Source organism: Microbacterium sp. M4A5_1d (genome assembly GCF_053345465.1).
Genome location: NZ_JBKFAD010000003.1, coordinates 386,461 through 413,415 on the forward strand (window position 1 = coordinate 386,461; position 26,955 = coordinate 413,415).

A 26,955-nucleotide genomic window follows, 5' to 3' on the forward strand; every position below is an offset into this window, starting at 1 on the left:
GTGTCGTCCTCCGCGTCAGCCGCGGCGGCCCTTGACGATCTGCTCCTGGTTCACGTCGTCGGCCTCGGCGGCAGCGGTCTCCTCGTGGCCCGGCTTGTTGATGGCCTGGCCCTTTCCGCCCTGGAACTCGAGCACGAACTCGTCGACGACCTTCTCGAGCTCGGCGACGGTGTCATCGCCCAGCACGTTCGTCTCACGCAGCGTGTCGAGGATCGACGTGTTGCGCTTGAGGTAGTCGAGCAGCTCGCGCTCGAAGGTCAGGACGTCCTCGACCTCGATCGTGTCGAGCTTGCCGTTGGTGCCGGCCCAGATCGAGACGACCTGCTCCTCGACGGGGTACGGCGAGTACTGCGGCTGCTTGAGCAGCTCGGTCAGACGCGCACCGCGAGCCAGCTGACGACGCGACGCGGCGTCGAGGTCCGACGCGAACATCGCGAACGCCTCGAGCGAGCGGTACTGAGCGAGCTCGAGCTTCAGCGTTCCCGAGACCTTCTTGATCGACTTGACCTGAGCGTCACCGCCGACGCGCGACACCGAGATGCCCACGTCGACCGCCGGACGCTGGTTGGCGTTGAACAGGTCGGACTGCAGGAAGATCTGGCCGTCGGTGATCGAGATCACGTTGGTCGGGATGTACGCCGAGACGTCGTTGGCCTTGGTCTCGATGATGGGCAGACCCGTCATCGATCCGGCACCCAGGTCGTCGGAGAGCTTCGCGCAACGCTCGAGCAGACGCGAGTGCAGGTAGAAGACGTCACCGGGGTACGCCTCGCGGCCCGGCGGACGGCGCAGCAGCAGCGAGACCGCACGGTAGGCCTCGGCCTGCTTCGACAGGTCGTCGAAGATGATCAGGACGTGCTTGCCCTCGTACATCCAGTGCTGGCCGATGGCCGAGCCGGTGTACGGAGCGAGGTACTTGAAGCCGGCGGGGTCGGATGCGGGAGCCGCGACGATCGTCGTGTACTCCATGGCACCGGCGTCCTCGAGCGCGCCCTTCACCGAAGCGATGGTCGAGCCCTTCTGGCCGATCGCGACGTAGATGCAGCGGACCTGCTTGTTGACGTCGCCCGACTCCCAGTTGGCCTTCTGGTTGATGATCGTGTCGATCGCGATGGCCGTCTTGCCGGTCTGGCGGTCGCCGATGATCAGCTGACGCTGACCGCGGCCGACGGGGATCATGGCGTCGATGGCCTTGATGCCGGTCTGCATCGGCTCGTGGACCGACTTGCGCTGCATGACGCCGGGCGCCTGCAGTTCGAGTGCGCGACGGCCGGTCGTGGCGATCTCGCCGAGACCGTCGATCGGGTTGCCGAGCGGGTCGACGACACGGCCGAGGTAGCCCTCGCCGACTCCGACCGAGAGCACCTCACCGGTTCGCGTGACCTTCTGGCCCGCCTGGATACCGGCGAAGTCGCCGAGGACGACGACACCGATCTCGTGCTCGTCGAGGTTCTGCGCGAGGCCCTCGACGCCGTTCTCGAAGCGGACGAGCTCGTTCGCCATAACGCCGGGCAGACCCTCGACGTGGGCGATGCCGTCGGCCGCGTCGACGACGGTGCCGACCTCGGTCGCGGCGGCCCCGGTGGGCTCGTACGCGGCGACGAAGTCTTTCAGCGCGTCACGGATGACATCCGGGCTGATGGACAGTTCTGCCATGGTGTTCCTTCGGTCCTGAGTCTGAGGGTCCGGATGCATCCGGCCGGTGCGCCCCTGCGGGCGGTGAGGTGGGTCAGCCCGCCAGTCGCTGGCGGAGATCGGAGAGGCGAGAGGCGACGGTCGCGTCGATCACGTCGTCGCCGATCTCGATGCGCAGCCCCCCGACGACCGCGGGGTCGACGACGAGGTTGAGCGCGACGGGCGTGCCGTAGCGGTTCGAGAGGGTCTCGGCGAGGCGGGCGCGCTGCTGATCGCTGAGAGCGGTCGCCGTGCGAATGCTCGCGACGACGCGGCCGCGCTGGTCCGAGACGATGCGGATCGCCCGCTCGAGCAGCTGCCGCACACGGCGCTCACGCGGACGCTGCACGATCGACGAAGCGATCAGACGCGTTGCGGAACCGAAACGCCCGTCGAGAAGGCGCTCGATGAGAGCCCCCTTGGCCGAGGCCTCCCCCAGCCTGCTGCCGAGAGCGAGCTCGAGCTCGGGGTTCGCCGACACGGTGTGCAGCACACCGAACAGCTCGTTCTCGAGATCGCCCTGATCGGCGACGGCTGCGGCGCGGATCGCCAGTTCCTCGACGGCGTCGACGAAGTCGTCGACCGAGGACCAGCGCTGCGCGACGGCTGTGCGCAGCAGCGACACGGTCTGCGCCGCGAAGGCCGGACCGAACACGTCGCCGACGACCTTGTCGCGAGCCTGCGGCGAAGCCGCGTTGTCCGTCAGCGCGCCGCTCAGCTGCGGCGAGTCCGCCAGAGCCCGCGCCGCGACGAACAGCTCACCGGACACGTCGAGCGTGAGCCCGGGGGTCTCGGCGATGGCCGCCGTCGTCGCGACGAGTGCCTGAGTGGTCGCGCTGCCCATCAGTTCGACGCCTTCTCAGAAGCCTCGAGCTCGCTGAGGAAGCGGTCGACGACGGCCTGCGCCTTCTGGTCGTCGGACAGGGTCTCGCCGATGACGCCGCCGGCCAGGTCGAGAGCGAGCGTGCCGACCTCGCTGCGCAGCGAGACGACGGCAGCCTGGCGCTCGGCCTCGATCTGCGTGTGCGCGGCAGCGGTGAGACGCTCGGCCTCGGCCGATGCGTTCTGCTTCGCCTCGCTGACGATCTTGCGACCGTCCTCGCGAGCGGCGTCGCGGATCTCACCGGCCTCCTTGCGGGCCTCGGCCAGCTGAGCGGTGTACTCCTCGAGCGCTGCCTCCGCCTTGCGCTGCGCCTCGTCAGCCTTGGCGATGTTGCCCTCGATGGCCGCGCTGCGCGCGTCGAGCACCGTGGTGACACGGGGCAGCGCGTAGAAGACGACGACGAGAACGATGATGACGAAGCAGACGCCCGACCAGATGATGTCGTAGTAGGCGGGCAGCAGCGGGTTGCCGGAGCCCTCTTCGGCGGCGACGGTGAGCAGTGCGTCGACCATCATGCCTCCCTCTTGGTGAATGACGAGCGGATCAGAGCGCGTTGAAGATGAACGGCGTGGCGATGCCGATCAGCGCGAGGATCTCGATGAGGCCGATACCGATGAACATCGTCACCTGGAGGCGACCGGCGAGCTCGGGCTGACGGGCCGTCGACTCGATGGTCTTGCCGATCATGATGCCGAGGCCGATGGCCGGACCGATGGCGGCGAGGCCGTAGCCGACGGTTGCGATGTTTCCGGTGACGGCGGCAAGGATCGTCGTAGCGTCCACTGGATTTTTCCTTTCGTAGGGCGAGCAGCCGGGTGGCTGATCGTCAGTGCTCTTCGGCGACAGCGAGCTGGATGTAGACCGCGGTCAGGATGGTGAAGATGTATGCCTGCAGGGCGGCAACGAAGATCTCGAACAGGGTGAAGGCGAAACCCATCGCGAGGGTACCGGCCGACAGGATCGAGAACCAGTTGAAGCTCATCAGGAAGAACTGGGTGGCTGCGAAGAACAGCACGAGCATGAGGTGGCCGACCATCATGTTGGCGAGCAGTCGCAGGAACAGCGAGAAGGGCCGCGCGACGAAGATCGAGATGAGCTCGATCAGGGCGATCAGCGGCACGATCACGATCGGCACACCGCTCGGCACGAGCGAGTTCTTCAGGAAACGTCCGAGGCCGTGCTTCTTGAGGCCGGCGTAGACGAAGACGACGTATGCGACCAGCGCGAACATCAGCGGCGCGCCCGCGACCGCGGTGCCCGCGATGTTGAGGAACGGGATGATGCCCGTGAGGTTCAGGAAGAGGATCCCGAAGAACAGCGACGTCAGGATCGGAAGGAACCGCTTGCCGTCCTTCTCGCCCAGGACCTGATAGGCGACCTGCTCGCGCACGAAGCCGAAGCCCAGCTCGAGCACGCTCTGGAAGCGTCCCGGCACGACGGTCATGCGCCGTGCGCCGATCACGAGGATGAGCACCAGCACCGCGGTCGCGATCAACTGCACCATCGAGATCCGCGTGAACGCGAACGGAGTGCCTTCGAAGAGCAGGACCTCAGGGAAGAAGTCGCTGATGGAGGGCGGGTGGAATTCGTTGTCGGCCGCCATGGCGATCATTGCCGCTTGAGTCAACGGGTTGGCTCCAGCTTCTCGTGCCAGCGTGAACCAGCTCGGTAAGTATGAGAAGAGATCTCCACGGGGCCTCAGCGTCGCCGCTGCCCACCATCCGTGAAGTGCTGTGTCAGCCTATCAAACAACCGGGCACTGCCCGTCATCCGAATGCCTGGACGTCAGACTTCGGGGTTCGTCTCCGGCAGCGTCGTGTCCGATACGTGCGGCAGTCGCATCCGCGCCATCACGACGAGATCGACGGTGATCGCGCCGATCGCCGCAGCCACCAGGGCGAAGAAGAACATCGGCGACACGATCCACTCGATGCGGCTGATGACCAGGAGCGCCACGAGCACGAGGGCGAACTTGACCACCCAGCCGCCCATCACGATGCCGAAGTAGATCGGCAGGAACGTGTCCTGCCCGTACCACCGGTTGGCGATCAGGATGCTGAGCGCGGTGAGTGCGGGGAAGATGACTCCCACCGCCGCACCGATCACTCCGCTCCACGCACCCTCGGGTCCGGCGACGACCGCGCCCGCGACGGCGGCGACGACAGCGACGACGGCACCGACGATGAGGCCCCAGGTGAGCGCGGCACGCAGGATCGGCGTGCTCGAGAGGGTCTTCTGATTCATGAGTTCTCCACGGGTGAGGCATCCCGCGCGGACCGGGCGGGGATCAGGGTGACGACGAGGCACGCGGCGACGCCGAGGATGAGGAAGCCGAGGCCGAAGAGGTAGTCCCCCGGCCAGGCGGCGGTCGTGCCGATGTACATCAGCAGCACCGAGAGGCTGACGACCGTGGTCCAGGCGTAGAAGATCAGGACGGCGTCGCGGTCGCTGTGACCCATGTCGAGCATGCGGTGATGGAGATGCTTGCGGTCGGGCGAGAACGGCGACTTGCCCCGGGACATGCGGCGGATGACCGCCATCCCGAAGTCGAGCAGCGGCAGGAGGACCACGACGACCGGCAGCAGGATGGGGATGAACGCACCCAGCAGCTGCGAGCGGCCGAACACGTCGTTGTCACCCGTGGCCGGGACGAGGGTGCCCGTGACGAGGATGGCCGAGCAGCTCATGAGCAACCCGATCATGAGCGCTCCGGAGTCGCCCATGAACAGCTTCGCAGGGTTCCAGTTCAGCGGCAGGAAGCCCGCGCAGACCCCGAGCAGCACCACGGCGAGGAAGGAGGCGAGGTTCGCGTAGCTGCTCGCACCGAAGTCGCGACCGAGCAGGTAGGTGTAAGTGAAGAACACCCCGTTCGCAATCAGTGCCACGCCCGCCACGAGGCCGTCGAGACCGTCGATGAAGTTGACGGCGTTCATCACGACGACGATCGAGAAGACCGTGATCGTGAAGCTCGCGGCGCTCGAGACGACAGTCTGCCCGCCGAGCGGGATCGTGTACATCTGCACGCCCCCGAACCCGACCACGATCGCTGCGGCGCCGAACTGCGCGCCGAGCTTGATGAGCCAGTCGAGGTCCCACAGGTCGTCGGCGACGCCGACGACGACGATGAGGGCGGTCGCCGCCAGGATGGCCCAGATGGGCTCGGGTTTGGCCCAGAAGATCGAGAAGAAGGGAATCTGCGACGAAGTCAGGATGACGGCGGTGGCGCCGAGGAACATCCCGACGCCGCCGAGCCTCGGTGTCGGTGTCTTGTGGACGTCGCGCTCGCGGATCTCCGGATAGAGCTTGTAGCGCAGACTCACCCTCAGCACGAGCCAGGTCAGCCCGAAGGTGACGAGGGCCGTGACCACGAAGGTGGCCAGGTAGAGCCTCACGCGACGCTGCCGCCGGCGGTCTCTCCGCCGGTGACACCGGCCGAGCCCGACTCCATGGGCGTGCGATTCGCCGCCTCGGCATGCTCCGGCTCGACGTCGGGCTCGAGCAGGTCGCCGAGGACGTCGCGCAGAGCCTCACGTGTGACCGCCCCGTCACGCAGCACCCGCACCGGGGCGGGGTCGGGGCCGACGAGGGGCGTCGCGTCGATGATCGTCGATGCGACGCCGGTCGCCGCGGGGCCGCCGTCGAGATAGACCGACACGCTGTCGCCCAGCATCCGCACCGCGTCGTCGATCGTGACGGCGGCGTTCATCTTGGTGAGGTTCGCACTCGAGACCGCCAAGGGGCCGCACTCCTCTAGGAGCTCCAGGGCGAACCTGTCGGCGGGCATGCGCACGGCGACGGTCCCTCGGGTCTCCCCCAGATCCCACGACAGCGACGGCTGTGCCGGCAGGACGATCGTCAGGCCGCCGGGCCAGAAGGCCTCGACGAGCCGTTCGACGGGCTCGGGGACCTCGGCCACGAGCGCGCGCATCGTCGCGATGCCGGCGACGAGCACCGGGGGCGGCGACTGACGACCCCGTCCCTTCGCGGCGAGCAGCTTGGCGACGGCCGAGGCGCTGAAGGCGTCGGCGGCGACACCGTAGACGGTGTCGGTGGGCAGGACGATGAGATCGCCGCGACCGATGGCCTGGCGCGCCTGGCGCATGCCGGGGAGGACCTGGGTCTCGTCGCGGCAGTCGAAAACGGGAGACATGACCGCTCCAGTGTACGGCGGACCCCGGCCGCACTCAGGAGCGGACGGCCGTCGTGGTGCGGTCGCGCATCGTGAGGTCGGGATGCGTCGCGGTCGCCGACCACCCGTCGGAGGCCAGGATGCCGCGGATCGCGGCCCCCTGCAGCTCGCCATGCTCGATGACGATGCTGCCCCCGGGGTGCACCAGGCGGAGCCCGACGCGCGACAGGGTCCGCACGACGTCCAGGCCGTCCGCGCCGCCGTAGAGCGCCGCCGGCGGGTCCCACAGCCGCACTTCGGGATCGCGCGGGATCGCGTCGTCGGGCACGTACGGCGGGTTCGACACGAGCACCGAGACGGTGCCGTCGAGCTCCGGGAACGCGCGCTCGAGGTCGATGAAGGCGAGGCGGGCGTTCGGAGCCCCGACGAGGGCGAAGTTCTCCTTCGTCCAGATGAACGCGTCGACGGAATTCTCGGCGGCGTAGACGCGTGCGTGCGGCACCTCTGTCGCCAGCGCCAGGGCGATCGCTCCCGAACCGGTGCCCAGGTCGACCGCGACAGGCTCGGGGCCGGCCGCCGCGCGCAGCAGGTCGATCGCGATCTGAGCGACCGACTCCGTCTCGGGGCGCGGCACGAACACACCGGGGCCGACGCGGAGCTCGAGGTGGCGGAACGGCGCGACGCCGGTCAGATGCTGCAGGGGCTCGCGCGACGCGCGACGCGCGACCAGTTCGGCCAGTCGCGCGGCATCCTCGGCGCCGATCGCATCGCCGCGGAAGACGGCGGCCGACAGCTCGCCGCGGCCGACTCCCAGGACGTGTGCGGCGAGGAGCTCGGCGTCGACCTGCGGGGTCGGGACGAAGGCGGCCTCGAGCTCGGCGGTCGCGGCACGCAGGACCTCGGTCAGGGTCGGTGCGGGACGGGGCGCGGTGCTCATGGCGCCGACAAGCCTAATCACGAGTGCGGATTCGTCACATTCGGCTCCCGTGGCGAAGGGCGACAATAGGCTGGGGCGACGATCCCGCCGCGACGCGGCATCCGCTCGAAAACCCGAAAGGCAGACATGTCCGACCCGGTCACTCACGGCATCCACCCCGACATCACCACCGCGTACGGCAACACGCCTCTCGTGCGGTTGAACCGCGTCAGCGAGGGCCTGCCGGGCACGGTTCTCGCGAAGCTCGAGTTCTACAACCCCGCGTCATCCGTCAAGGACCGTCTCGGCATCGCCATCGTCGATGCGGCCGAGAAGGCCGGTGCTCTGCAGCCCGGCGGCACGATCGTCGAGGGCACGAGCGGCAACACCGGCATCGCCCTGGCGATGGTCGGCGCGGCGCGGGGCTACCGCGTCATCCTCACGATGCCTTCCTCCATGTCGATGGAGCGTCGCCTCCTGCTCAAGGCCTACGGCGCCGAGCTCGTGCTCACCGACCCGTCGCTGGGCATGAAGGGCGCCGTGTCGGAGGCGGAGAAGATCGCCGCCGAGACGCCGGGCGCCGTCCTCGCGAAGCAGTTCGCCAACGAGGCCAACCCCGACATCCACCGCCGCACGACCGCGGAGGAGATCCTTCGCGACACCGATGGCCAGGTGGGCTACTTCGTCGCCGGCATCGGCACGGGCGGCACCATCACCGGCGTCGGCCAGGTGCTCAAGGAGCGCGTCGCCGATGTGAAGGTCGTCGCGGTCGAGCCGAAGGACTCGCCCCTCCTGACGGAGGGAAAGCCCGGCCCCCACAAGATCCAGGGCATCGGGCCCAACTTCATCCCGCCGATCCTCGACCAGGGCGTCATCGACGAGGTGCAGGACGTCACCTTCGACGACGCTGTCCGCGTCGCGCGCGAGGTGGCGCAGAAGGAGGGCATCCTCGTCGGCATCTCGTCGGGAGCCGCCGTCTGGGCCGCGCTCCAGGTCGCGGCACGCCCCGAGTCCGAGGGCAAGAACATCGTCGTGATCATCCCCTCGTTCGGTGAGCGCTACCTCTCGACCCCGCTGTTCGAGGACCTGCGCGAAGACTGATGGGAACGCTCCGAGCACGCATCCGCGAAGACCTGGCCGCCGCGAAGCTCCGCGATCCCGCGGCTCGCAGCGGCCTCGAGATCGCGCTGCTGTACCCGGGGCTGCACGCGGTCTGGTCGTACCGCATCACGCATCGGCTGTGGCTCCGGCGCGCGCGTTTCCTCGCGCGCGCCGGGTCGCAGCTGACCCGCTGGCTCACGGGGATCGAGATCCACCCGGGGGCGCGCATCGGCCGCCGGTTCTTCATCGACCACGGCATGGGGGTCGTGATCGGCGAGACCGCCGTCATCGGTGACGACGTCATGCTCTACCACGGGGTCACCCTCGGCGGCCGCACCCGTCATGCCGGCAAGCGGCATCCCACCCTCCAGGACGGCGTCGCCGTCGGCGCCGGCGCGAAGATCCTCGGTCCGATCACGATCGGCGCCCGAAGCGTCGTCGGCGCCAATGCGGTCGTCACGAAGGATGCCCCGGCCGACTCGGTGCTCGTCGGCGTCCCCGCCCGGCCGCGTGTCCGCCGCGAGGGCGAGGACACCCGCGCCGTCCTGACCGCCCCCGAGTACCACATCTGACTCCCCCCTCCCCTGTCCGCCCTGTTGGCGGGAGGGGGAGCGGGGCTCAGTCGTCGGCAAGAGCCGCGAGGCGGGCCTCTTCGTCGGCGGCGATGCAGCTGTCGATGACCGGCGCGAGGGCGCCGTCCATCACCTGATCGAGGTTGTAGGCCTTGTACCCGGTCCGATGATCGGCGATGCGGTTCTCGGGGAAGTTGTACGTGCGGATGCGCTCGGAGCGGTCCATCCCGCGGATCTGCGAGCGGCGGGCGTCGGATGCCGCGGCATCCCGCTCCTCCTGCTGCTTCGCGAGCAGCCGGGCGCGCAGTACGCGCATGCCGGCCTCGCGGTTCTGCAGCTGGCTCTTCTCGTTCTGCATCGAGACGACGATGCCCGTCGGCACGTGGGTGATGCGGACGGCCGAGTCGGTCGTGTTGACCGACTGCCCGCCCGGGCCGGACGAACGGAAGACGTCGATCTTCAGGTCGTTCGGGTCGATGGTGATCTCTTCGGGCTCATCGACCTCGGGGAACACGAGCACGCCGGTCGTCGAGGTGTGGATGCGCCCCTGCGACTCGGTGGCCGGCACACGCTGCACGCGGTGCACCCCGCCCTCGTACTTCAGGTGGGCCCACACCCCCTGCGACGGGTCGGACGACGAGCCCTTGATGGCGACCTGGACGTCCTTGTACCCGCCGAGGTCGGACTCGTTGCGCTCGAGCAGCTCGGTCTTCCATCCGCGCGAGGCGGCGTACTGCATGTACATCCGCAGCAGGTCGGCGGCGAAGAGAGCGGACTCCGCTCCCCCTTCGCCCTGCTTGATCTCCATGATGACGTCACGGGCGTCGTCGGGATCGCGCGGGATGAGCAGACGGCGAAGCCGCTCCTGCGCCTCGCGCAGCCCCTCCTCGAGCGCGGGCACTTCCGCGGCGAAGGCCTCGTCCTCGCGGGCGAGCTCGCGAGCCGCCGCGAGATCGTCGGATGCCGCGACCCACGCGTCGTGGGCCGCGACGATCCGCGACAGCTCGGCGTACCGCCGATTCACGCGCTTCGCGCGCGCAGCGTCGGCGTGCACCGCGGGGTCGGAGAGCTCCTCCTGAACCGCGCGGTGCTCGTCGAGCAGCCCCCGGACCGACTCGAACACGATCAGCGGATGCTGTTGTCGTGCCCGCCGGAGTGCGTGGTCGGCGCCGGGATCGACTTCTGCATCTGCACGAGGAACTCGACGTTGGACTGCGTCTCCTTGAGCTTGTCGAGGATGACGCCCAGCGCGTGCTGCTGGTCGAGACCCGCGAGCGCACGGCGCAGCTTCCACGTGATCTTGACCTCGTCGGAGGAGAGCAGCATCTCTTCACGACGCGTCGAGGAGGCGTTGACGTCGACGGCGGGGAAGATGCGCTTGTCGGCCAGCTGACGCGACAGGCGCAGCTCGCTGTTGCCCGTGCCCTTGAACTCTTCGAAGATGACCTCGTCCATCTTGGAGCCGGTCTCCACCAGCGCCGTCGCGAGAATCGTGAGCGAGCCGCCGTTCTCGATGTTGCGCGCTGCACCGAAGAAGCGCTTCGGCGGGTACAGCGCCGAAGCGTCGACACCACCGGTCAGGACGCGGCCCGACGTCGGGGCCGACAGGTTGTAGGCGCGACCGAGGCGCGTGATCGAGTCGAGCAGCACGACCACGTCGCGGCCGAGCTCGACGAGACGCTTGGCGCGCTCGATCGCGAGCTCGGCGACGGTCGTGTGGTCCTCGGCGGGACGGTCGAAGGTCGAGGCGATGACCTCGCCCTTCACCGTGCGCTGCATGTCGGTGACCTCTTCGGGCCGCTCGTCGACCAGCACGACCATGAGGTGGACCTCGGGGTTGTTCTGCGCGATCGCGCCGGCGATCTGCTGCAGCACGATCGTCTTGCCGGCCTTGGGCGGTGCGACGATGAGACCGCGCTGGCCCTTGCCGATGGGAGCGACGAGGTCGATGATGCGCTGGGTCAGCTTCTCGGGGCCGGTCTCGAGGCGCAGACGCTCCTGCGGGTACAGCGGCGTCAGCTTGCCGAACTCGACCCGGTCGGCGGCGTCCTCGACGGACAGGCCGTTGATCGAGTCGACCTTGACCAGCGCGTTGTACTTCTGACGGCTCGACTGCTCGCCCTCGCGCGGCTGCTTGATCGCGCCGACGACCGCGTCACCCTTGCGCAGGTTGTACTTCTTCACCTGTCCGAGCGAGACGTAGACGTCCTGCGTACCGGGGAGGTAGCCGGTCGTGCGCACGAAGGCGTAGTTGTCGAGCACGTCGAGCACGCCGGCGATCGGGATGAGGACGTCGTCCTCGTTGATCTCGGTCTCGAACTCGTCGCCGCTGCCCTGGCCGCGGCGCTTGTTGCGCTGACGTCCCCGACCGTTCTGTCCCGAGGCGTCGTCATCATCGGCGGCGTTGTTGTTGCCGCCCTGGCCGTTGCCACCCTGGTTCTGGTTGCCGCCCTGGTTCTGGCCGGCCTGGCCCTGGCTGCCCTGCGCGTTGTCCTTGTTGCGGTTGCGGTTGCGGCTGCGCGAACGGCTGCGCGAACGGCCGGTCGACTCGCCTTCGCCCTCGCCGGAGTCGGACTTCGACGAGTCGTCGGAGGAGGCGTCGGCGTCCGGCGCCTGCTCGGCGGGAGCGTCGACGGCACCCTCCGCAGACGGAGCGTCAGCGGATTCGGTGGCCGCATCGCCCGCGGGGGCGGCTTCAGCCTCGGCCTCGGCCTCCTTCTTGGCATTGCGTCCGCGGCCACGGCCTCGCGCCGGCTTCTTCGGCGCCTCCGCGGGCTCCGCCTCGACGGCCTCGGCCGTGGCGTCAGACGCGCTCTCATCCGCGGCCGGCTGCGCGTCGGCGGCGACGGCGTCGGCTGCGGGAGCATCGGCGGTGGCCGGCGCATCGGTGGCGGCGGAGAGCTCCTCCGCTGCTGCCTCGGAGGCGGCGGCCGGGGTCTCGTCAGCGGCCGCCGCAGGCGCGGCATCCGTGCTCTTCGCGCGACGGGGTGCTCGCTTGCGCGGCGCCTTCGCCGGCTTCTCGGCGGGCTCAGCCGCCTCAGCGGGCTCGGCCACCTCGGCGGGGGCGGCCACCTCGGCGGGCGCCTGCTCGACGGGCGCCTCTTCGACGGGGGCGGCCTCCTCAGCGGGGGCAGCGTCCTCGACGGGGGCGGCCTCCTCAGCGGGCGTCTCGACGACGGCATCCTGCTGCTCGGTCGCCTCTTCGGCTGGGGCGTCGACGGTCTCGTCGATCGTCGGGTTCTCGGAGTTGGACTCCACGAGTGCTCCTCTTAAACGGTGGATATGACAGAACCGCGTCCAGCGCCGTCCACGGCGGGCGCCATCCACCTGCCACACGCGTCCGGCCGACGGCACGGGGTATGGATCAGGGGTGTTCGCGGTGATTCGCAGAATTGCGACGGAGGCTCAGATCACAAAGGTGTGGAACCCTCCGTATGGTCCCTCACCATACCACCGCGCACATCGACCGCCAGCATCCGCGCGTCCCACGGGGTGTCTGTGGTATGCGCGGCCACCTCGGCGGCCGCAAGACGCTGCCCCGGCCCGTCGGCGAGCACCAGGACGCTGGGGCCGGCACCCGACACGACCGCCGCGAACCCCTCAGCACGCAGAGCCCGGACGAGCTTGTCGGTCTCGACCATCGCCTGGGCGCGGTACGACTGGTGGAGCTTGTCCTCGGTGGCCGCGAACAGCAGGTCAGGGCTCTGCGTGAGAGCCGCGACGAGCAGCGCCGAACGCGAGAGATTGAAGATCGCGTCTTCGCGCGTGACCTGCAGAGGGTCGAACCCCCGCGCCACCGAGGTCGACATCGTGAAGTCGGGCACGAACACCAGCGGCGCGACGCCGCGGTGGACGAGCAGCTTCTTGTGCTGCGGGCCGTGCTCGTCGACCCAGGCGATCGTGAGGCCGCCGAACAGGGCCGGCGCGACGTTGTCCGGGTGGCCCTCGAGCTCTGTCGCGAGGCGCAGCAGCGCGTCGGCGCCGATCTCCACGTCGCCCGCGAGGAGGCCCTTCGCCGCGAGGAGTCCCGATACGACTGCGGCGCCCGACGAGCCCATCCCCCGCCCGTGCGGGATCGCGTTGACCGCTTCGAGGCGCACGCCGGGCATCGTCCGCCCGAACGCCTCGTACGCGTAGGCCATCGCCCGCACGACGAGGTGCGAGGCGTCCGTCGGGACGTCGGCGGCTCCCTCGCCGGAGACGGTGATCTCGAGGCCGGGTGCCGGCAGCTCCGTGACGATCAGTTCGTCGTAAACGCTGAGCGCGAGACCCAGGGTGTCGAAGCCGGGACCGAGGTTGGCGCTGGTCGCGGGAACACGCACCTGAACCGAGCGGGTCATGCCGTCGCCTCCGGCGCGAGATCGAGCACGGATGCCACTTCCGACGTCGCCGCGTCGACGACGATCGGCTCGGCCTGAGTGCCGTCCGCGTTGCGGAGGGCCCACTGCGGGTCCTTCAGGCCGTGACCGGTGACGGTCAGCACGACGGTCGAGCCCGCGGGGATGACGCCCGCCTCGGCCCGGTCGAGCAGGCCGGCGACGGTGATCGCGGACGCGGGTTCGACGAACACGCCGGCCGTGCTCGCGAGGAGCTTCTGCGCCGCGAGGATGCGGTCGTCGTCGATGGCGCCGAACCAGCCCTGCGTCGCGTCACGGGCCTCGAGGGCGAGGTGCCACGAGGCCGGGTTGCCGATGCGGATCGCGGTCGCGATGGTGTCGGGGTCTCTCACGACCTCGCCGCGGACGAGCGGCGCCGATCCGGCGGCCTGGAAGCCGAACATCCGCGGAACGCGCGTCGCCGCCCCGCGGGCCGCCTCCTCGCGGTAGCCGCGAGCATGGGCCGTGTAGTTGCCGGCGTTGCCGACGGGCACGAAGTGGAAGTCCGGCGCGTCGCCCAGCTGCGACACGATCTCGTACGCCGCGGTCTTCTGCCCGTCGATGCGATCGGGATTGACGGAGTTGACCAGGTGCACCGGATAGTGGTCGGCCAGTTCGCGCGCGATCTCGAGGCAATCGTCGAAGTTGCCGCGGATCTGGATGAGACGGCCGCCGTGCGCGACCGCCTGACTCAGCTTGCCCATCGCGATTCTGCCCTCGGGGACGAGGACGGCAGCTGTGATTCCGGCGTGGGCGGCGTAGGCCGCAGCAGAGGCCGACGTGTTGCCCGTCGAGGCGCAGATGACGGCCTTCGCCCCGTGCTCGACGGCGCGCGAGAGCGCGACCGTCATCCCGCGGTCCTTGAACGACCCCGTCGGGTTCATGCCCTCGAACTTCACCCAGACGTCGGCGCCGGTGCGCCGCGAGAGCTCGCGAGCGGGCACCAGCGGCGTACCGCCCTCGCCGAGCGTCACGATCGTCGACGATTCGGTGACGTCGAGACGGTCGGCGAACTCGCGCAGGACCCCCTGCCACACGTGTGCCATGTCAGTCTCCCTCGACCCGGAGCACCGAGACGACGCGCTTGACGACGCCGCTCTCGCCGAGCGAGGCGACAGCGTCGCTGAGGTCCTGCTCGCGGGCGGTGTGCGTGCCGATGACCAGGCGGGCCGTCTGCACGTCGCCGTCGGCGACGATCGTCTGTTCGAGCGTCGCCACCGAGACGTTGCCGTCGCTGAGCAGCCCCGCCACCGCGGCGAGGACGCCCGAGCGGTCGTCGACCTCGAGGGTGATCTGGTAGCGCGTGGTGACGTGACCGATCGGGACGACCGGCAGGTTCGCCCGCGTCGACTCCCCCACGCCCACACCGCCGGCGATGTGGCGGCGGGCCGCCGATACGACGTCGCCCAGCACAGCCGACGCGGTCTGCACCCCGCCCGCGCCCGCGCCGTAGAACATGAGGTCGCCCGCGGCCTCCGCCTGGACGAACACGGCGTTGTTGGCTCCGTGCACGCTCGCGAGCGGGTGCTCGCGCGGCACGAGCGCGGGGTAGACGCGCACCGAGATCGTCTCGCCCGACGGCGACACCTCGGCATCGGCGAGGCGCTCGCACACGGCGAGGAGCTTGATGACGAAGCCGGCCTTGCGCGCGGCATCCATCATGTCGGCGTCGATCTGGGTGATGCCCTCGCGGTGCACCGCATTCAGCGGCACGGCGGTGTGGAAGGCGAGCGACGCGAGGATCGCGGCCTTCTGAGCAGCGTCGTACCCCTCGACGTCGGCGGTCGGGTCGGCCTCGGCGTACCCGAGCGCTTGCGCGTCGGCCAAGACGTCGGCGAAGTCCGATCCCTCGCGGTCCATGCGATCGAGGATGTAGTTCGTCGTTCCGTTGACGATGCCCATGATGCGCTGCACCCGGTCGCCGGCGAGCGAGTCGCGCAGCGGGCGGATGATCGGGATGGCGCCGGCGGCCGCAGCCTCGTAGTAGATCGACGCGCCCACCTGGTCGGCCGCTTCGAACAGCTCGGGTCCGTGCGTGGCGAGCAGCGCCTTGTTCGCCGTGACGATGTCGGCTCCGGCGCCGATGGCCTTCAGGATGCTCGTGCGCGCGGGCTCGATCCCGCCCATCAGCTCGATGACGATGTCGGAGCCGACGAGGAGCGGCTCGGGATCGGTGGTCAGCAGCTCGCGCGGCAGCTCGACGTCGCGCGGCGCGTCGATGTCGCGCACCGAGATGCCGACGAGGTCGAGGGCGGCTCCGGCGCGATCGGCCAGTTCGTCTCCGTGCTTGAGCAACAGGGCGGCGACCTGCGAGCCGACGGCGCCGGCTCCGAGCAGGGCCACGCGCAGGCGGCGGTAGTCCGTCATTCGGCTCCTTCTGTGGGGATGCCCGCGTCGCGGGCGAGCAGGTCGTCGATCGTCTCGCCGCGGACGATCACCCGGGCTACGCCGTTCGAGACGGCGACGACGGGCGGGCGCGGGACGTAGTTGTAGTTGCTGGCGAGCGAGTAGCAGTAGGCACCCGTCGCCGGGACAGCCAGCAGATCGCCCGGAGTGACGTCGGCGGGCAGGTATTCGGCGTCGACGACGATGTCGCCCGATTCGCAGTGCCGACCCACGACACGCGAGAGCGCGGCGGGCGCGTCGCTGCGACGGTTCGCGACTCGTGCCGAATAGGCCGCGCCGTATAGGGCGGGCCGTGCGTTGTCGCTCATGCCGCCGTCGACGCTGACGTACAGGCGCTCGAGCTCGTCGCTGACGCGGACCGGCTTGGTGGTGCCGACCTCGTACAGGGTCACCCCGGCGCGGCCGACGATGGCCCGACCGGGCTCGAAGGCGAGCATCGGCAGCGGGATGCCGTGGGCCTCGCACTCGCGAGCGACGGCCGCGACGATGCCGTCGGCCAGCTCTTCGATCGGGGTCGGGTCGTCGACGCTCGTATAGGCGATGCCGAAGCCGCCGCCGAGATTGAGCACCGGAACCTCGCCGCCGCCGAGAAGGCGGGCGTGGACGGCCACGAGCCGTGACGCCGACTCGGCGAAGCCCGCCGTACCGAAGATCTGCGATCCGATGTGGCAGTGGAGCCCGAGGAAACGCAGCGAGGGCAGCTCGCGGATGCGAGCGACCACGGCCTCGGCATCCGTGAGCGCGAAGCCGAACTTCTGGTCCTCGTGGGCCGTCGCGAGGAAGTCGTGGGTCTCGGCGTGCACGCCGCTGTTGACCCGGACCAGCACGGGCTGGACCGCCCCGCGTGCGGCGGCGATCTCGGCGAGCCGGTCGATCTCGACGAGGCTGTCGACGATGACGGAACCGACTCCGAGTTCGACGGCGCGCGCGAGCTCGAGGCGCGACTTGTTGTTGCCGTGCAGTCCGATGCGCGCCGGATCCGCTCCCGCAGCCAGGGTGACGGCGAGCTCACCGCCGGTCGCGACGTCGACCGCGAGCCCTTCCGCCGTCACCCATCGCACGATCTCGGTGCTCAAGAACGCCTTGCCGGCGTAGTACACCCGAGCGCTCGTGCCGTGGCGTGCGGCGGCGGCGTCGAATGCCTGACGGACGCGACGCGCCTGCGCCACGACGGCATCCTGGTCGAGCACGTAGAGCGGCGTGCCGAACTGAGCGGCGAGGTCGGTCGTCGCGATGCCGCCGATGGACAGCGCACCGAGGTCGTCGCGCTCGGCGCGGGGCGGCCAGACGGCTTCGACCAGCTCGTTGACGTCAGCGGGAGGGAGCAGCCATTCCGGTACGGCAGGGCGGACGTCGGACGCGGACACGGGAACACCAATCGGGAGAGACGCTGACCGTCCGGCAGACGGGGCCGCGACGGTGCCGCCAGTCTAAGACACCCGCCGCGCGGGCTCCGCCGGTGTGACCGCCCGCGACAGACGCGGCCGTGAGCCCGCTCACGAGAGCGACGAGGGCGCGTCCTCTTCCGCGAGCCGGGCGACGGCCCGGCGGATCCGCGCCGCCCGCGCAGCATCCGACGGCGCGCTCAGGACAGGATGCAGGACGGAGTACCGCTCGGCGGCGCGGAGCGCGGCGAACCGGCGGGATGCCGCGGGCGACGCCGCGAGCGCAGCCTCGAGGTCCGCCGTCACCGCGGCCCCGGCCTGGCCTGCGTAAGCGCGTTCCCAGCGCCCGTCGGCCTGCGCACGCTCGACCTCCATCCGGCCGCGGGGACGCATGCGCCCCTCCGCGACCAGCCGCTCGATGATCCCCACATTGCGGAGCGACCAGATCGAACGGGCGCGGCGCGGCGTGAAGAGCTGCAGGAAGGTGGCCTCATCGCGGGAGTTGCGCCGCCCGTCGATCCAGCCGCTGCAGAGCGCCTCGTCGAGCGCCTCGGCGTACGTCAGCGACGTCGGCTCCGTCACGTTCTTCTTCGCGAGCACCAGCCGCACGCCGTCGGAGTCGGACTCGTGCGCGTCGAGCCAGGCTCGCCACGCGGCCGCATCCGAGACGACGAGGAGAGCCGGGCCTCCGTCGTCCGCTGTCATGAGCACTCCACGCTTGTAGCCTGGCGCAGGAGGCGATGATGGGCAATGGAACGCGCGAACCGGCCGGACTCGACGAGCGTATCGGTGCGCTGAAGGAACGCATCTATGCGACGGTGACCGGGCTGGCGATCCTGGCGGGACTCCTCACGGCCGAGCACGTCACGGTCACCGAGTCGATCTTCGCCCTCGCGGTCGGCATCTTCGCGATCGCGGCCGCCGGCTTCGTCGCCGAAGTCATCGCCCATCAGATCGGGCATCGCCAGTTCCCGAGCGGACGAGAGCTGGCGGTCATGGCGCGCACGGCCGTGGTCGCCCTCGGAACCGCGTCGCTCCCCCTGCTCGCGCTGCTGCTCGCCCTGCTCGACCTCATCGACCTCGACACGGCGCTGATCATCGGGATCATCGCCGACGCGGCGGTGCTGGTCGGTGTCGTGCTGCTCGCCAGTGCGCGCACGGGCCTGACCGCGCTGCAGCGCCTGGTCGCATCCGCGCTGCTGCTCGGGCTGGTCGCGGCGGTCGCCGTCGCGCTTCTCCTCGCTCACGGCCACTGAGCCGGGGCAGGCGTCCGGGTGGGGCGGCCGGCTCAGGCGCAGGTGCCGTCGGCCTGAAGCGCCGGATCGCGGATGATCGCTCCGTCGACATCGACCTCGGCCACCAGCGCGCCGGGTTCCACGCGCACCTCGCGCAGCGTCAGCCCGGCGGGAAGGCGATCGCGGATGCAGATCGGGTAGTCGCGCAGCACGCCGTCGGCGGCCGAGCCGAATCGCTGGCGGAGATCGTCGCCGGTCAGCGCCGCGCCACCGAGCCGGACAGCAGTGGGCGTCAGGACGATGTCACCGTCTGCAGCGCTCGGCGTCAGGTCGAGCCCGAGCGGAACCGAGAGGGCGAACAGCGGCATCTCGACGTCGACCGTCACGTACGGCGGATCCAGCGTGACCCCCGCACCTGAGACGCCGGAGACCTGCGATAGCAGGGTCTCGAGCTGGTCCTCCGCGAAGACCACCGTCGCCCCCGCCGATCCGATGTCGCCTCCGTCGGCTCGAATGGGAACATCGGTCGCGCGCACCGACACGTCGGCCACGACGTCGCCGAGCGGGATCCCGTCGCTCGCCACATCGAGACGGTCGAGCCGGCCCCCGATGACCTGGGGCAGCACCGGCTCGTCGAAGCCGACGTCGATCTGCTGGTCCTCGGGCAGTGCGAGCCGGGTGATCACCTGCTCGCGCACGGTATTCGTGAGGATGCTGCGCGTGATGCTCTCAGCGACGAACCACGCGGCGATCGCAAGGCCGACGACCACGACGAGAGCGATGATCCACGGCAGCGCCCGCCGCCGTCGCTTCGGCGGCACGGCGACAGCCTCGGGCAGCGGAAGGGTGGGCTGAGTGGCACCGCTCACGTCGGTCACATCCGTTCGGGGGCGCTGACACCCAAGAGGTCGAGCCCGTTGCGCAGCACCTGCCCGGTGGCGTCGTTGAGCCAGAGGCGAGTGCGGTGGAGGTCGGTGACCTCTTCGTCTCCGAGCGGCGTGACACGGCAGGTGTCGTACCAGCGGTGGTAGAGGCTCGCGAGCTCCTCGAGGTACCGGGCGACCCGGTGCGGCTCGCGCAGCTCGGCAGCGAACGCCACGATGCGCGGGAACTCCTGGAGCGCGCCGAGGAGAGCCGACTCGGTCTCGTGGTCGAGCAGCTCCGGGGCGAACGCATCGCGGGTGACCCCGGAGTCGGCGGCGTTGCGCGCGACGTTGTGCGTGCGGGCGTGCGCGTACTGCACGTAGAACACGGGGTTGTCGTTCGTGCGCTTCTGCAGGATCTCGGGATCGAGGGTCAGCGGCGAGTCGGCGGGGTAACGCGCGAGCGAGTAGCGCAGCGCGTCGGTGCCGAGCCAGTCGCGCAGGTCGTCGAGCTCGATGATGTTGCCCGCACGCTTGGACAGACGCGCACCGTTGACCGAGACGAGCTGGCCGATCAGCACCTCGATGTCCTTCTCGGGGTCGTCACCGGCCGCGCCTGCGAGGGCCTTCAAACGGTGGACGTAGCCGTGGTGATCAGCGCCCAGCAGGTAGATCTTGTGCGCGAAACCGCGGTCGCCCTTGTTCAGGTAGTAGGCGGCATCGGCGGCGAAGTAGGTGTACTCGCCGTTGGAACGACGGATGACGCGGTCCTTGTCGTCACCGAAGTCGGTCGTCCGCACCCAGACGGCGTCGTCCTGATCGAAGACGTGTCCCTGCGCACGCAGCCGGTCCACGGCCTGGTCGACGAGACTCGGTCCACCGTCGGCGGGGGTCGCGTGCAGCAGCCGCTCGCTGAAGAACACGTCGAAGTGCACGTTGAACTTCTCGAGCGAGTCCTTGAGGTCGGCCATCTGGAGCTCGTAGCCGAGGTCGAGAGCGACCTGCTCCTGCTCCTCGAGGGCGAGGGTCAGCAGATCCGGGCGCGCCGACAGCACCCGCTGGGCGAGGTCGTCGATGTACGCGCCGGGGTAGCCGTCCTCGGGCGTGGGCTCTCCCTTGGCGCTCGCGAGCACGGAGCGGCCGAACCGCTGCATCTGCGCTCCCGCGTCGTTGATGTAGAACTCGCGGACGAGCTCGGCCCCACTGGCGAGCAGGAGACGGGCGATCGCGTCGCCGAGCGCCGCCCAGCGCGTGTGCCCGATGTGCATCGGACCGGTGGGGTTCGCGCTCACGAACTCGAGATTGATCGAGTTGCCGGCCTGGCTGTCGTTGCGGCCGAACGCGGCCCCCGCCTCGACGATCTCGCGGGCGAGCGCGCCGGCGGCGGCGGCATCCAGGCGAATGTTGATGAACCCGGGGCCGGCGACCTCGACGGATGCCACCCCCGGCGTCTCGGCGAGCGCCGCGGCGATCTCGGCGGCGAACTCACGCGGGTTCGCACCGACACGCTTGGCCAGCTTCATCGCCGCGTTGGACGCCCAGTCGCCGTGGTCCCGGTTCTTGGGGCGCTCGAACACGAAGTCGGCGGCGGTGAGACCATCGCTCGAGCCGGGGCGTCGCGCCTCGGCGAGCGGGGCGACGACGGACAGGAGGGCTTCGGCAAGAGCATCGGGATTCATAGCCCTCCGATTCTAGGCGGGCGGCCACGGGCCCGATGCTGAACGTCTCGCGGACGGCATCACGCGAGGGTGATGAAAGCCTCGTGATCGTCTCGGGCGGGATCGTCGACGGCGGCGTCTCCCCCGGCGACCTCGGCATCGACCCGCAGATGCGTGAGCGCGACGTTGCCGCCGTAGTAGCTGAGGAACGCGCAGTCGGCGGCATCCCGGCCGGTCGCGATCCGGACGAGCCCGCGGCGGTTCGACAGCCGAGTCGCGTCGATGACGTGCCAGGCGCCGTCGACGTACGCCTCGGCGACGGCGTGGAAATCCATCGGGCGAAGCCCCGGCGCGTAGCAGGCGGCATAGCGCGCGGGAACGTCCATCGCGCGCAGCAGCGCGATGACGAGGTGGGCGTAGTCGCGGCACACCCCCTGTCCGGTCGCGAGGGTCGTGACCGCGGAGTCGGTGCCGAGGCTGAGACCCGGCGCGTAGGTCGTGTTCGAGGCCACGAAGTCGCTGATGGCCGAGACGAGTTCGCGGCCCTGCAGGCCCCGGAACTGCCGACGCGCGTGCGCGAACACCTCGTCGGACTGCGCGTAGCGACTCGGCCGCAGGTACGCGATGGTCTCGAGCTCGCTCGTCGGCGCCGGGGCGGCGGAGCCGTCGACGACAGCGCGGTACCGAACCGAGATCGTGCCCGCTTCTCCCGCGAGGCGATGGATGCGCGTGCCCGCGGGAGACGCGGGCGGGTCGACGATCTCGGAGACGGACAGCGAGCGGCCGGCGAGCGTGACGCTCAGTTCTTCGTTGCGGAAAGACGCCGCGCGCGACGCGGCGATCTGCAGGATGACGTCGACGGGACCGGTCAGCTGGAGGTCGAGTTCGGCCGTCAGGATGCGCTGCACCGGGTAATCCTCGCACGCAGCGAAGCGCCGTCGGGCCGCTCCCGGCGGTGATCGGATCGGCCGCGATGAGAGGCTGGTGGTCGGCCATGAAACGAGGAGCCCTCATGTCGAAGACCGTCACCCTCATCCGCGCGTCATCCCTGTCGGATGCCGCTGAGTACGCGTACGCGGCCACCGCGCCCGCCGACGCGCGCCTCATCTTCCTGGCCGGTTCGTGCCCGCTCGCCGCCGACGGGTCGACGGTCGGCGTCGGCGACTACGCCGCCCAGGCGGCATCCTGCATCGAGAACATGAAGGTCGCCCTGGCGGCCGCCGGCGCGGGGATCGAGAACGTCATCAGCACGCGTGTGCTCGTCGCGTCGAGCTCGCAGGCCGACCTCGTCACCGCCTGGGAGGTGGTGCGCGACGCCTTCGGAGACCACGACGTGCCCAGCACGCTGATGGGCGTGACGGTGCTCGGCTACGACGATCAGCTCGTCGAGATCGAAGCCGTCGCCGCCGTCCGCGCCTGAGGGGTCAGGCCTCGGGCCGCGCGGTCTTGCCACGCAGGCGTCCCGGCACCCCATCCGATGACGTACCCTCAGCGTGTGCGAACCCGAAACGCCCGCCCCCGCCGCAGAACCGTGTGGGCTGTCTCGGCGATCTCGGCCGCCGTCGTCGCGGTGGCGCTGACGGCATTCCTGCGGCCCTGGGCGGCTCCCACGGCGGCACCGGTGGCGGCCGGACCCGGCGCGGTCGCGAGGATCGAGGCGCCGCCGCTCGCGCTTCCCACGGGGGCTCGCGTTCTGATCTTCGGCGACTCGTGGACCTACGGCTCCGCGGCATCCGGTCCGACCCTCGGATACGCCTATGTCGTCGCCCAGCGAACCGGGTGGACGACGATCGTCGACGGCGTCCGCGGCAGCGGCTACCTCAAGCCGGGCATCGACGGTCCCGCGTTCGGCGACCGAATCGCCGCGCTCGACCCCGCACTCGATCCCGACCTCGTGATCATCCAGGGGTCGATCAACGACCGCAAGCAAGGTGCCGCCGGGTACCGCGACGCCGTGAACGCGGCGTGGGACGATCTCGCGGCGACCTACCCCGAAGCGCGCATCGTCGTGCTGGGCCCCGCACCGCAGGTGCTCCCGGTCGAGAGTGAGACGGCCCGCATCGACCGGGATCTCGCCGAGCTCGCCGGCGCCCGGGGCTGGTGGTACCTCTCCCCCATCGCCGAGGGCTGGATCACCGACGCCAACTACAGCGACGTCATCGACACCAGTGCCACGGGGCGCGACCACCCATCGACAGCGGGGCACGCGTATCTCGCCGATCGCCTCGCAGCCGACGTCGCGGCGATCACGGATGCACCGGCCGTCGCCGCCGAGCCCGTTCCCGAGCCGCTCGTCCCCTGACCCGCTGGTCTCGCCGCCTAAGCGCCGCTGTGGGGCGAAGGGCCCGTGCTGAGGTGCTCGTGCACGAGACGCCAGCCCGAGCCGGTGCGGTGGAAGACGTTGGTCGCCCGACCGCGACCGCTTCGGGCCTGTCCGTCGATGTGTCCGCTCCAGCGATACGTGTAGACGGCCACCGCCGCGTCGGCGGCATCCACGACCCACTCGACGTCCTCCGCCCCGTAGACCTCATCGGGGATGAGCGTCCACGTCCGCTCGAAGTAGGCGCGGACGGAAGCGAGGCCGACGCAGGTGGCATCGCCGAAGTAGTACACCGCGCTCGCGTCGAGCACCTGTGCAACCTCGTCGAAGTCATGCGTGTTGGTCGCGGCGATGTAGCGGGCGAGCGTCTCGGATGCGGTCATGTCTTGGTCCTTTCGTTCATCGGAGCGGCGGCGCCGACGACGGCGCTCATGCTCCACACCGGTGGCGCGTCCCGCGGTTCGACCCGCGAGACGACCGAGAAGCCGTGTCGTTCGTAGAGCCGGACGTTGCGCTCGTCCGATGTGTCGAGCGCGAAGCGGTCGGCGCCCCGTCGCCCGCCCTCAGCGAGCGCGAACCGGATGAGGTCGGATGCGAGGCCCTGCCCCTGACGGGCGGGCACGACGCCGACCGTCTCGATCCGCCACGAGTCCGGCTCGGACGGCGTGTCAGCGGCGTCGCCGAGTCGTCCGAGTCGGTCGCCGTGCAGCTGAACGATGCGGTCGACGACGGCCGGTGCCGGGTCGGGCGCATCCGGCGGGAGCACGGCGATCACTCCGTCAGCGGGCCCCGTGACCCCGACGAAGCCGTGGGCGTGCGCGTGCCGCAGGTAGACGAGCTGCAGCTCACGGAGCCGCCACGCGTAGTCATCGTCGGGGATGACATGGCGTGTCCACGCGTAATCCTCGAACGCCTCCGCGAGAGCGTCGGCGGCGGCATCCAGTTCGTTCTCGGCGGCGAGACGAGTGCGAGGTGTCATGCGGGTGCGTCCTTGGGTTGCTTGCGGTCGGATGCCGGTGCTGTCGGCGTCGCGGAACCGGATTCGATGATCGCCTGCAGCGTCGCCAGGTGGCGGGCGAACGCCTCGCGACCGGCATCCGTGATGCCGACCCACGTCCGCGTCCGCCTGCCGACGGCTTCTTTCCGCACCTCGACGAGCCGCGCGTCGGCCAGCACGGTGAGCGTCTGCGACAGGGTCGAGTCGCTCACCTCGAGCAGGTCGGCGAGGAAGCGGAAGTCGACGTCCTCGAGATTGCGGAGGGCAGCGAGCAGCGAGAAGCGCACGGGCGAATGGATGAGGGCGTCGATGTCCTTGCGCGGGTGACTCATCGGCGTGAGCTCGGGAAGAGGCAGGCGAGGATCGGAGAGATTGACACGATTCCCGCGAGAACCCACCACCACGGCGACGAGAGCTGGAGCAGTTGGAGCGCCGGGTCGAGCATCAGCGTGTAGAGCGCGAACCAGGTCGCGACCGCGATCCCCATGTTCCGCAGTCCGTTGCGGGGCACCGACCGCTGGGAGCGGAACGCGATGGTCCAGATGCAGAGCGTCGCGAGGAGGAAGGGTGCGAAGGCCTTCCAGTAGCCGACGCCGGCGACGTCGATCGATAGGGTGAACGCGAGCGCGTACGCGGCCTGCGCCACGACGAAGATCCGGAACCAGCGCGTCGCGCGACGCGCATCCCTCTCGGCCTTCGTCCCGACGGCGACCATGCGGGCTGCGTCATCGTATGGGAAGCTGTTTTGCGCCATGCAATGACTTTAACAGTTGTAAAGCTAATGCTGCCACCTCTCCCGCGGTCGTTCCGGTCGCCTCCGCGGTGATAGTCTCGATCGGCACGCCTCCGTAGCTCAGGGGATAGAGCGTTGGTTTCCGGTACCAAAGGTCGCAGGTTCGATTCCTGTCGGGGGCACCAGTGAGCAGAAGGGCAGTCGAGGGTTCGACTGCCCTTCTGCGTACCCAGAGGTGTATCCATCGTGGGCACGGTCCGGCTCAGTCGGCGAGGTGGATGCCGAAATCGGTCCGCCCCGGATGGATGTCGCTGCGCAGCGACCGGGTGCCGCGGTAATCACCGTCGCGGAGCGCCCGGTAGCGACGCGGCGTCTCGCTGTCGAGCCCGGCGATGCGGGCACGCAGGCGCTCGGCCTCGCGGTCGACGCCCGCGGCATCCAACCCGTCGGCGTCGTAGACGACGTGAAGGTCGAGGGTTTCGATCCCGACGTACCAGAGCGCGCCGTGCGTCAGCGGGAACAGGAGCGAGTCGAGGTCGCCGCTGATTCCGCGCTCCCCGATCGAGCGCTCGTCCTCTCCCACCGTCACGACGACGAGCGCACGCCGGCCGGCCAGCCCGCCGTCACCGTAGCGCCGCGGGACACCGAGCTCCGGATCCATGTCGCCGTAGGCGAAGCCGTTGGTGAGCACGCGGTCGATCCACCCCTTGAGGATCGCGGGCGGCCCGTACCACCACAGCGGGAACTGCAGCACGAGCAGTTCCGCGGCAGCGAGCTTGCGCTGTTCCTCGAGCACGTCGTCCGGGAAGGGGACGCCGCCGTACTCGCCCCCCGCAGGGCCCGCCGCCCGCCCAAGCGTGACGTCGAGCTCACTGTCGGGGAACACCGGATTGAACCGCTGCGCGTACAGATCGGATGTCTCGACACTGCGCGTTCGCGACAGCTCGGCGACCCCGTCACGGAAGAGCCGGGCGTTGAAAGAGGTCGATCGCGGATGGGCGAGCACCCAGTGGGCGACGCCCGGCGCGGGCTCGTGCGAGATGGTCATGATTCCTCCGGTTCGGTGGCTGATGTCACGAGGGCGCGCAGGACGCGCGTGAGGGTGGAGCGCGCGGCCGCGGGACTCACGCGTTCGTCCAGCGCCGCCCGCGAGAGTGCGTCGCCGGCCCCGACGAGAGCCTGCGCGCCGGCGTCATCGAGACGAACGCCGCACGAGGCGAGCACGTCATCGCACAACGCGAGGTAGGCGCCTTGCGCCTCGCGCCGCACCTCGACGAGCATCGCGGATCCATCGAGCGCCGAGACGACGTCCGCCAGCTCGCGCCCCTCGGCCAGCGAGCAGTCGATGTAGGCTCCCGCGACGGCGCGACACACGGCATCGAGCGCGAGCGGCTCGTCGGCGAGCGCCGCGGTGAGAGCCGCCCGCTGCTGCTCCTCGAACTCCCGGTAGAGCTCGGCCAGGGCGCCCGCGCGATCGCCGAAGTGGTCGTACACGACGGGCTTGGTCACCCCCGCGCGCTCGGCGAGCCGACCCAGCGTGAACTCGTCGGTGCCGCGCTCGCGGATCAGCTCGCGAGCGACCGCCAGCAGCTGCGCGCGTCGTTCATGGCGCGGCATCCGCCGCTGTCGCCCACCGTCGCTCATCACGCCTCCCGCTAAGTTACTACCAGTAGCTTAGCGGGAGTTCGCGGTACGATGGGCGCTCAC

At 70.0% G+C, this 26,955-nt stretch carries 30 protein-coding genes and 1 tRNA gene; 6 read left to right on the forward strand and 25 right to left on the reverse strand.

Annotation, left to right across the window (positions count from 1 at the left end; all coding sequences use genetic code 11):
- Nucleotides 1–15: 15 nt before the first annotated feature.
- The 9 genes from atpA to prmC all read right to left on the reverse strand — a co-directional run bounded on the left by atpA (nt 16) and on the right by prmC (nt 7,623).
- Complete coding sequence (atpA, locus tag ACLBWJ_RS13705) at nt 16–1,656, reverse strand: F0F1 ATP synthase subunit alpha (protein ID WP_274178794.1); 1,641 nt, start codon at nt 1,654–1,656, stop codon at nt 16–18.
- 73 nt (nt 1,657–1,729) lie between these two features.
- Entirely contained in the window at nt 1,730–2,518 is a 789-nt protein-coding gene (locus ACLBWJ_RS13710; protein WP_447660552.1) for a F0F1 ATP synthase subunit delta, read from the reverse strand.
- Nucleotides 2,518–3,069 carry a F0F1 ATP synthase subunit B gene (locus ACLBWJ_RS13715; RefSeq protein WP_112617572.1) on the reverse strand — a complete coding sequence of 184 codons (552 nt, stop codon included), beginning with the start codon at nt 3,067–3,069 and terminating at the stop codon, nt 2,518–2,520. Before ACLBWJ_RS13715 ends, ACLBWJ_RS13710 begins: the two co-directional genes overlap by 1 nt.
- Before the next feature lie 31 nt (nt 3,070–3,100).
- The gene (gene atpE, locus ACLBWJ_RS13720; protein WP_091502856.1) at nt 3,101–3,340 is read right to left on the reverse strand and encodes a F0F1 ATP synthase subunit C; all 240 of its coding nucleotides are present in this window, start codon (nt 3,338–3,340) and stop codon (nt 3,101–3,103) included.
- Nucleotides 3,341–3,383: 43 nt separating this feature from the next.
- Entirely contained in the window at nt 3,384–4,160 is a 777-nt protein-coding gene (gene atpB, locus ACLBWJ_RS13725; RefSeq protein ID WP_309300110.1) for a F0F1 ATP synthase subunit A, read from the reverse strand.
- 182 nt (nt 4,161–4,342) lie between these two features.
- The gene (locus tag ACLBWJ_RS13730; RefSeq protein WP_112617265.1) at nt 4,343–4,801 is read right to left on the reverse strand and encodes a hypothetical protein; all 459 of its coding nucleotides are present in this window, start codon (nt 4,799–4,801) and stop codon (nt 4,343–4,345) included.
- Entirely contained in the window at nt 4,798–5,949 is a 1,152-nt protein-coding gene (locus tag ACLBWJ_RS13735; RefSeq protein WP_114588459.1) for an MraY family glycosyltransferase, read from the reverse strand. Before ACLBWJ_RS13735 ends, ACLBWJ_RS13730 begins: the two co-directional genes overlap by 4 nt.
- Nucleotides 5,946–6,707: an L-threonylcarbamoyladenylate synthase gene (locus ACLBWJ_RS13740; RefSeq protein ID WP_112617267.1), complete on the reverse strand. Its 762-nt coding sequence runs from the start codon at nt 6,705–6,707 to the stop codon at nt 5,946–5,948. Before ACLBWJ_RS13740 ends, ACLBWJ_RS13735 begins: the two co-directional genes overlap by 4 nt.
- 34 nt (nt 6,708–6,741) lie before the next feature.
- Nucleotides 6,742–7,623: a peptide chain release factor N(5)-glutamine methyltransferase gene (gene prmC, locus ACLBWJ_RS13745; RefSeq protein ID WP_282501310.1), complete on the reverse strand. Its 882-nt coding sequence runs from the start codon at nt 7,621–7,623 to the stop codon at nt 6,742–6,744.
- A 126-nt stretch (nt 7,624–7,749) separates the two neighbouring features.
- Between prmC and cysK the strand changes: the two genes are divergently transcribed.
- Nucleotides 7,750–8,703: a cysteine synthase A gene (gene cysK, locus ACLBWJ_RS13750; protein WP_269267732.1), complete on the forward strand. Its 954-nt coding sequence runs from the start codon at nt 7,750–7,752 to the stop codon at nt 8,701–8,703.
- Nucleotides 8,703–9,275, forward strand: a complete 573-nt coding sequence (gene epsC, locus ACLBWJ_RS13755) for a serine O-acetyltransferase EpsC (protein WP_274178796.1) — start codon at nt 8,703–8,705, stop codon at nt 9,273–9,275. Before cysK ends, epsC begins: the two co-directional genes overlap by 1 nt.
- Nucleotides 9,276–9,321: 46 nt before the next feature.
- Here the strand turns inward: epsC and prfA are convergent, their stop codons facing one another.
- The 7 genes from prfA to ACLBWJ_RS13790 all read right to left on the reverse strand — a co-directional run bounded on the left by prfA (nt 9,322) and on the right by ACLBWJ_RS13790 (nt 18,147).
- Complete coding sequence (gene prfA / locus ACLBWJ_RS13760) at nt 9,322–10,398, reverse strand: peptide chain release factor 1 (RefSeq protein ID WP_112617271.1); 1,077 nt, start codon at nt 10,396–10,398, stop codon at nt 9,322–9,324.
- Between the two features lie 2 nt (nt 10,399–10,400).
- Nucleotides 10,401–12,533 (reverse strand): transcription termination factor Rho, encoded by a 2,133-nt coding sequence (gene rho, locus ACLBWJ_RS13765; protein WP_447660553.1) that lies wholly within the window; start codon nt 12,531–12,533, stop codon nt 10,401–10,403.
- 152 nt (nt 12,534–12,685) lie between these two features.
- Nucleotides 12,686–13,615, reverse strand: a complete 930-nt coding sequence (thrB, locus tag ACLBWJ_RS13770) for a homoserine kinase (protein WP_112617273.1) — start codon at nt 13,613–13,615, stop codon at nt 12,686–12,688.
- On the reverse strand, nt 13,612–14,697 hold the full coding sequence (gene thrC, locus ACLBWJ_RS13775) for a threonine synthase (protein WP_274178798.1): 1,086 nt from the start codon (nt 14,695–14,697) through the stop codon (nt 13,612–13,614). Before thrC ends, thrB begins: the two co-directional genes overlap by 4 nt.
- Nucleotide 14,698: 1 nt before the next feature.
- A complete protein-coding gene (locus ACLBWJ_RS13780) occupies nt 14,699–16,018 on the reverse strand; it encodes a homoserine dehydrogenase (protein WP_269267739.1) in 1,320 nt (439 codons plus the stop codon).
- Nucleotides 16,015–17,424, reverse strand: coding sequence for a diaminopimelate decarboxylase (gene lysA, locus ACLBWJ_RS13785; protein WP_282501314.1), 1,410 nt, complete (start codon nt 17,422–17,424; stop codon nt 16,015–16,017). Before lysA ends, ACLBWJ_RS13780 begins: the two co-directional genes overlap by 4 nt.
- Nucleotides 17,425–17,553: 129 nt before the next feature.
- Nucleotides 17,554–18,147, reverse strand: a complete 594-nt coding sequence (locus ACLBWJ_RS13790; protein ID WP_447660554.1) for a YdeI/OmpD-associated family protein — start codon at nt 18,145–18,147, stop codon at nt 17,554–17,556.
- Nucleotides 18,148–18,182: 35 nt separating this feature from the next.
- On the opposite strand from ACLBWJ_RS13790, the gene ACLBWJ_RS13795 reads away from it, so the two are divergent.
- Nucleotides 18,183–18,698 carry a hypothetical protein gene (locus ACLBWJ_RS13795; RefSeq protein WP_282501315.1) on the forward strand — a complete coding sequence of 172 codons (516 nt, stop codon included), beginning with the start codon at nt 18,183–18,185 and terminating at the stop codon, nt 18,696–18,698.
- Between the two features lie 32 nt (nt 18,699–18,730).
- Here ACLBWJ_RS13795 and ACLBWJ_RS13800 read toward each other — a convergent pair whose 3' ends face one another.
- Genes ACLBWJ_RS13800 through ACLBWJ_RS13810 form a run of 3 tightly spaced genes read right to left on the reverse strand, consistent with a single transcriptional unit; the run spans nt 18,731 to nt 22,106 of the window.
- Nucleotides 18,731–19,546: an LmeA family phospholipid-binding protein gene (locus ACLBWJ_RS13800; RefSeq protein ID WP_447660555.1), complete on the reverse strand. Its 816-nt coding sequence runs from the start codon at nt 19,544–19,546 to the stop codon at nt 18,731–18,733.
- 5 nt (nt 19,547–19,551) lie between these two features.
- Nucleotides 19,552–21,219: an arginine--tRNA ligase gene (locus ACLBWJ_RS13805; protein WP_282501317.1), complete on the reverse strand. Its 1,668-nt coding sequence runs from the start codon at nt 21,217–21,219 to the stop codon at nt 19,552–19,554.
- A gap of 59 nt (nt 21,220–21,278) precedes the next feature.
- Nucleotides 21,279–22,106, reverse strand: a complete 828-nt coding sequence (locus ACLBWJ_RS13810; RefSeq protein WP_274178803.1) for a transglutaminase-like domain-containing protein — start codon at nt 22,104–22,106, stop codon at nt 21,279–21,281.
- A gap of 104 nt (nt 22,107–22,210) precedes the next feature.
- On the opposite strand from ACLBWJ_RS13810, the gene ACLBWJ_RS13815 reads away from it, so the two are divergent.
- Nucleotides 22,211–22,618 carry a RidA family protein gene (locus ACLBWJ_RS13815; protein ID WP_274178804.1) on the forward strand — a complete coding sequence of 136 codons (408 nt, stop codon included), beginning with the start codon at nt 22,211–22,213 and terminating at the stop codon, nt 22,616–22,618.
- Nucleotides 22,619–22,693: 75 nt separating this feature from the next.
- Nucleotides 22,694–23,500, forward strand: a complete 807-nt coding sequence (locus ACLBWJ_RS13820; RefSeq protein ID WP_447660556.1) for an SGNH/GDSL hydrolase family protein — start codon at nt 22,694–22,696, stop codon at nt 23,498–23,500.
- Between the two features lie 17 nt (nt 23,501–23,517).
- Here the strand turns inward: ACLBWJ_RS13820 and ACLBWJ_RS13825 are convergent, their stop codons facing one another.
- The 4 genes from ACLBWJ_RS13825 to ACLBWJ_RS13840 are packed head-to-tail and all read right to left on the reverse strand — an operon-like array spanning nt 23,518 to nt 25,269.
- A complete protein-coding gene (locus ACLBWJ_RS13825; protein ID WP_274178806.1) occupies nt 23,518–23,901 on the reverse strand; it encodes a YybH family protein in 384 nt (127 codons plus the stop codon).
- A complete protein-coding gene (locus ACLBWJ_RS13830; protein ID WP_274178807.1) occupies nt 23,898–24,497 on the reverse strand; it encodes a GNAT family N-acetyltransferase in 600 nt (199 codons plus the stop codon). Before ACLBWJ_RS13830 ends, ACLBWJ_RS13825 begins: the two co-directional genes overlap by 4 nt.
- Entirely contained in the window at nt 24,494–24,847 is a 354-nt protein-coding gene (locus ACLBWJ_RS13835) for a transcriptional regulator (RefSeq protein WP_274178808.1), read from the reverse strand. The genes ACLBWJ_RS13830 and ACLBWJ_RS13835 overlap by 4 nt, the downstream gene beginning before the upstream one ends.
- A complete protein-coding gene (locus tag ACLBWJ_RS13840; RefSeq protein WP_274178809.1) occupies nt 24,844–25,269 on the reverse strand; it encodes a hypothetical protein in 426 nt (141 codons plus the stop codon). The genes ACLBWJ_RS13835 and ACLBWJ_RS13840 overlap by 4 nt, the downstream gene beginning before the upstream one ends.
- An 88-nt stretch (nt 25,270–25,357) precedes the next feature.
- Here ACLBWJ_RS13840 and ACLBWJ_RS13845 point away from each other — a divergent pair.
- Nucleotides 25,358–25,433, forward strand: a tRNA-Arg gene (locus tag ACLBWJ_RS13845).
- 77 nt (nt 25,434–25,510) lie between these two features.
- On the opposite strand, the gene ACLBWJ_RS13850 is transcribed toward ACLBWJ_RS13845, so the two are convergent.
- Nucleotides 25,511–26,296 carry an NAD(P)H-dependent oxidoreductase gene (locus ACLBWJ_RS13850; protein ID WP_282501322.1) on the reverse strand — a complete coding sequence of 262 codons (786 nt, stop codon included), beginning with the start codon at nt 26,294–26,296 and terminating at the stop codon, nt 25,511–25,513.
- Entirely contained in the window at nt 26,293–26,892 is a 600-nt protein-coding gene (locus ACLBWJ_RS13855; RefSeq protein WP_447660557.1) for a TetR/AcrR family transcriptional regulator, read from the reverse strand. Before ACLBWJ_RS13855 ends, ACLBWJ_RS13850 begins: the two co-directional genes overlap by 4 nt.
- Nucleotides 26,893–26,955: the final 63 nt, after the last annotated feature.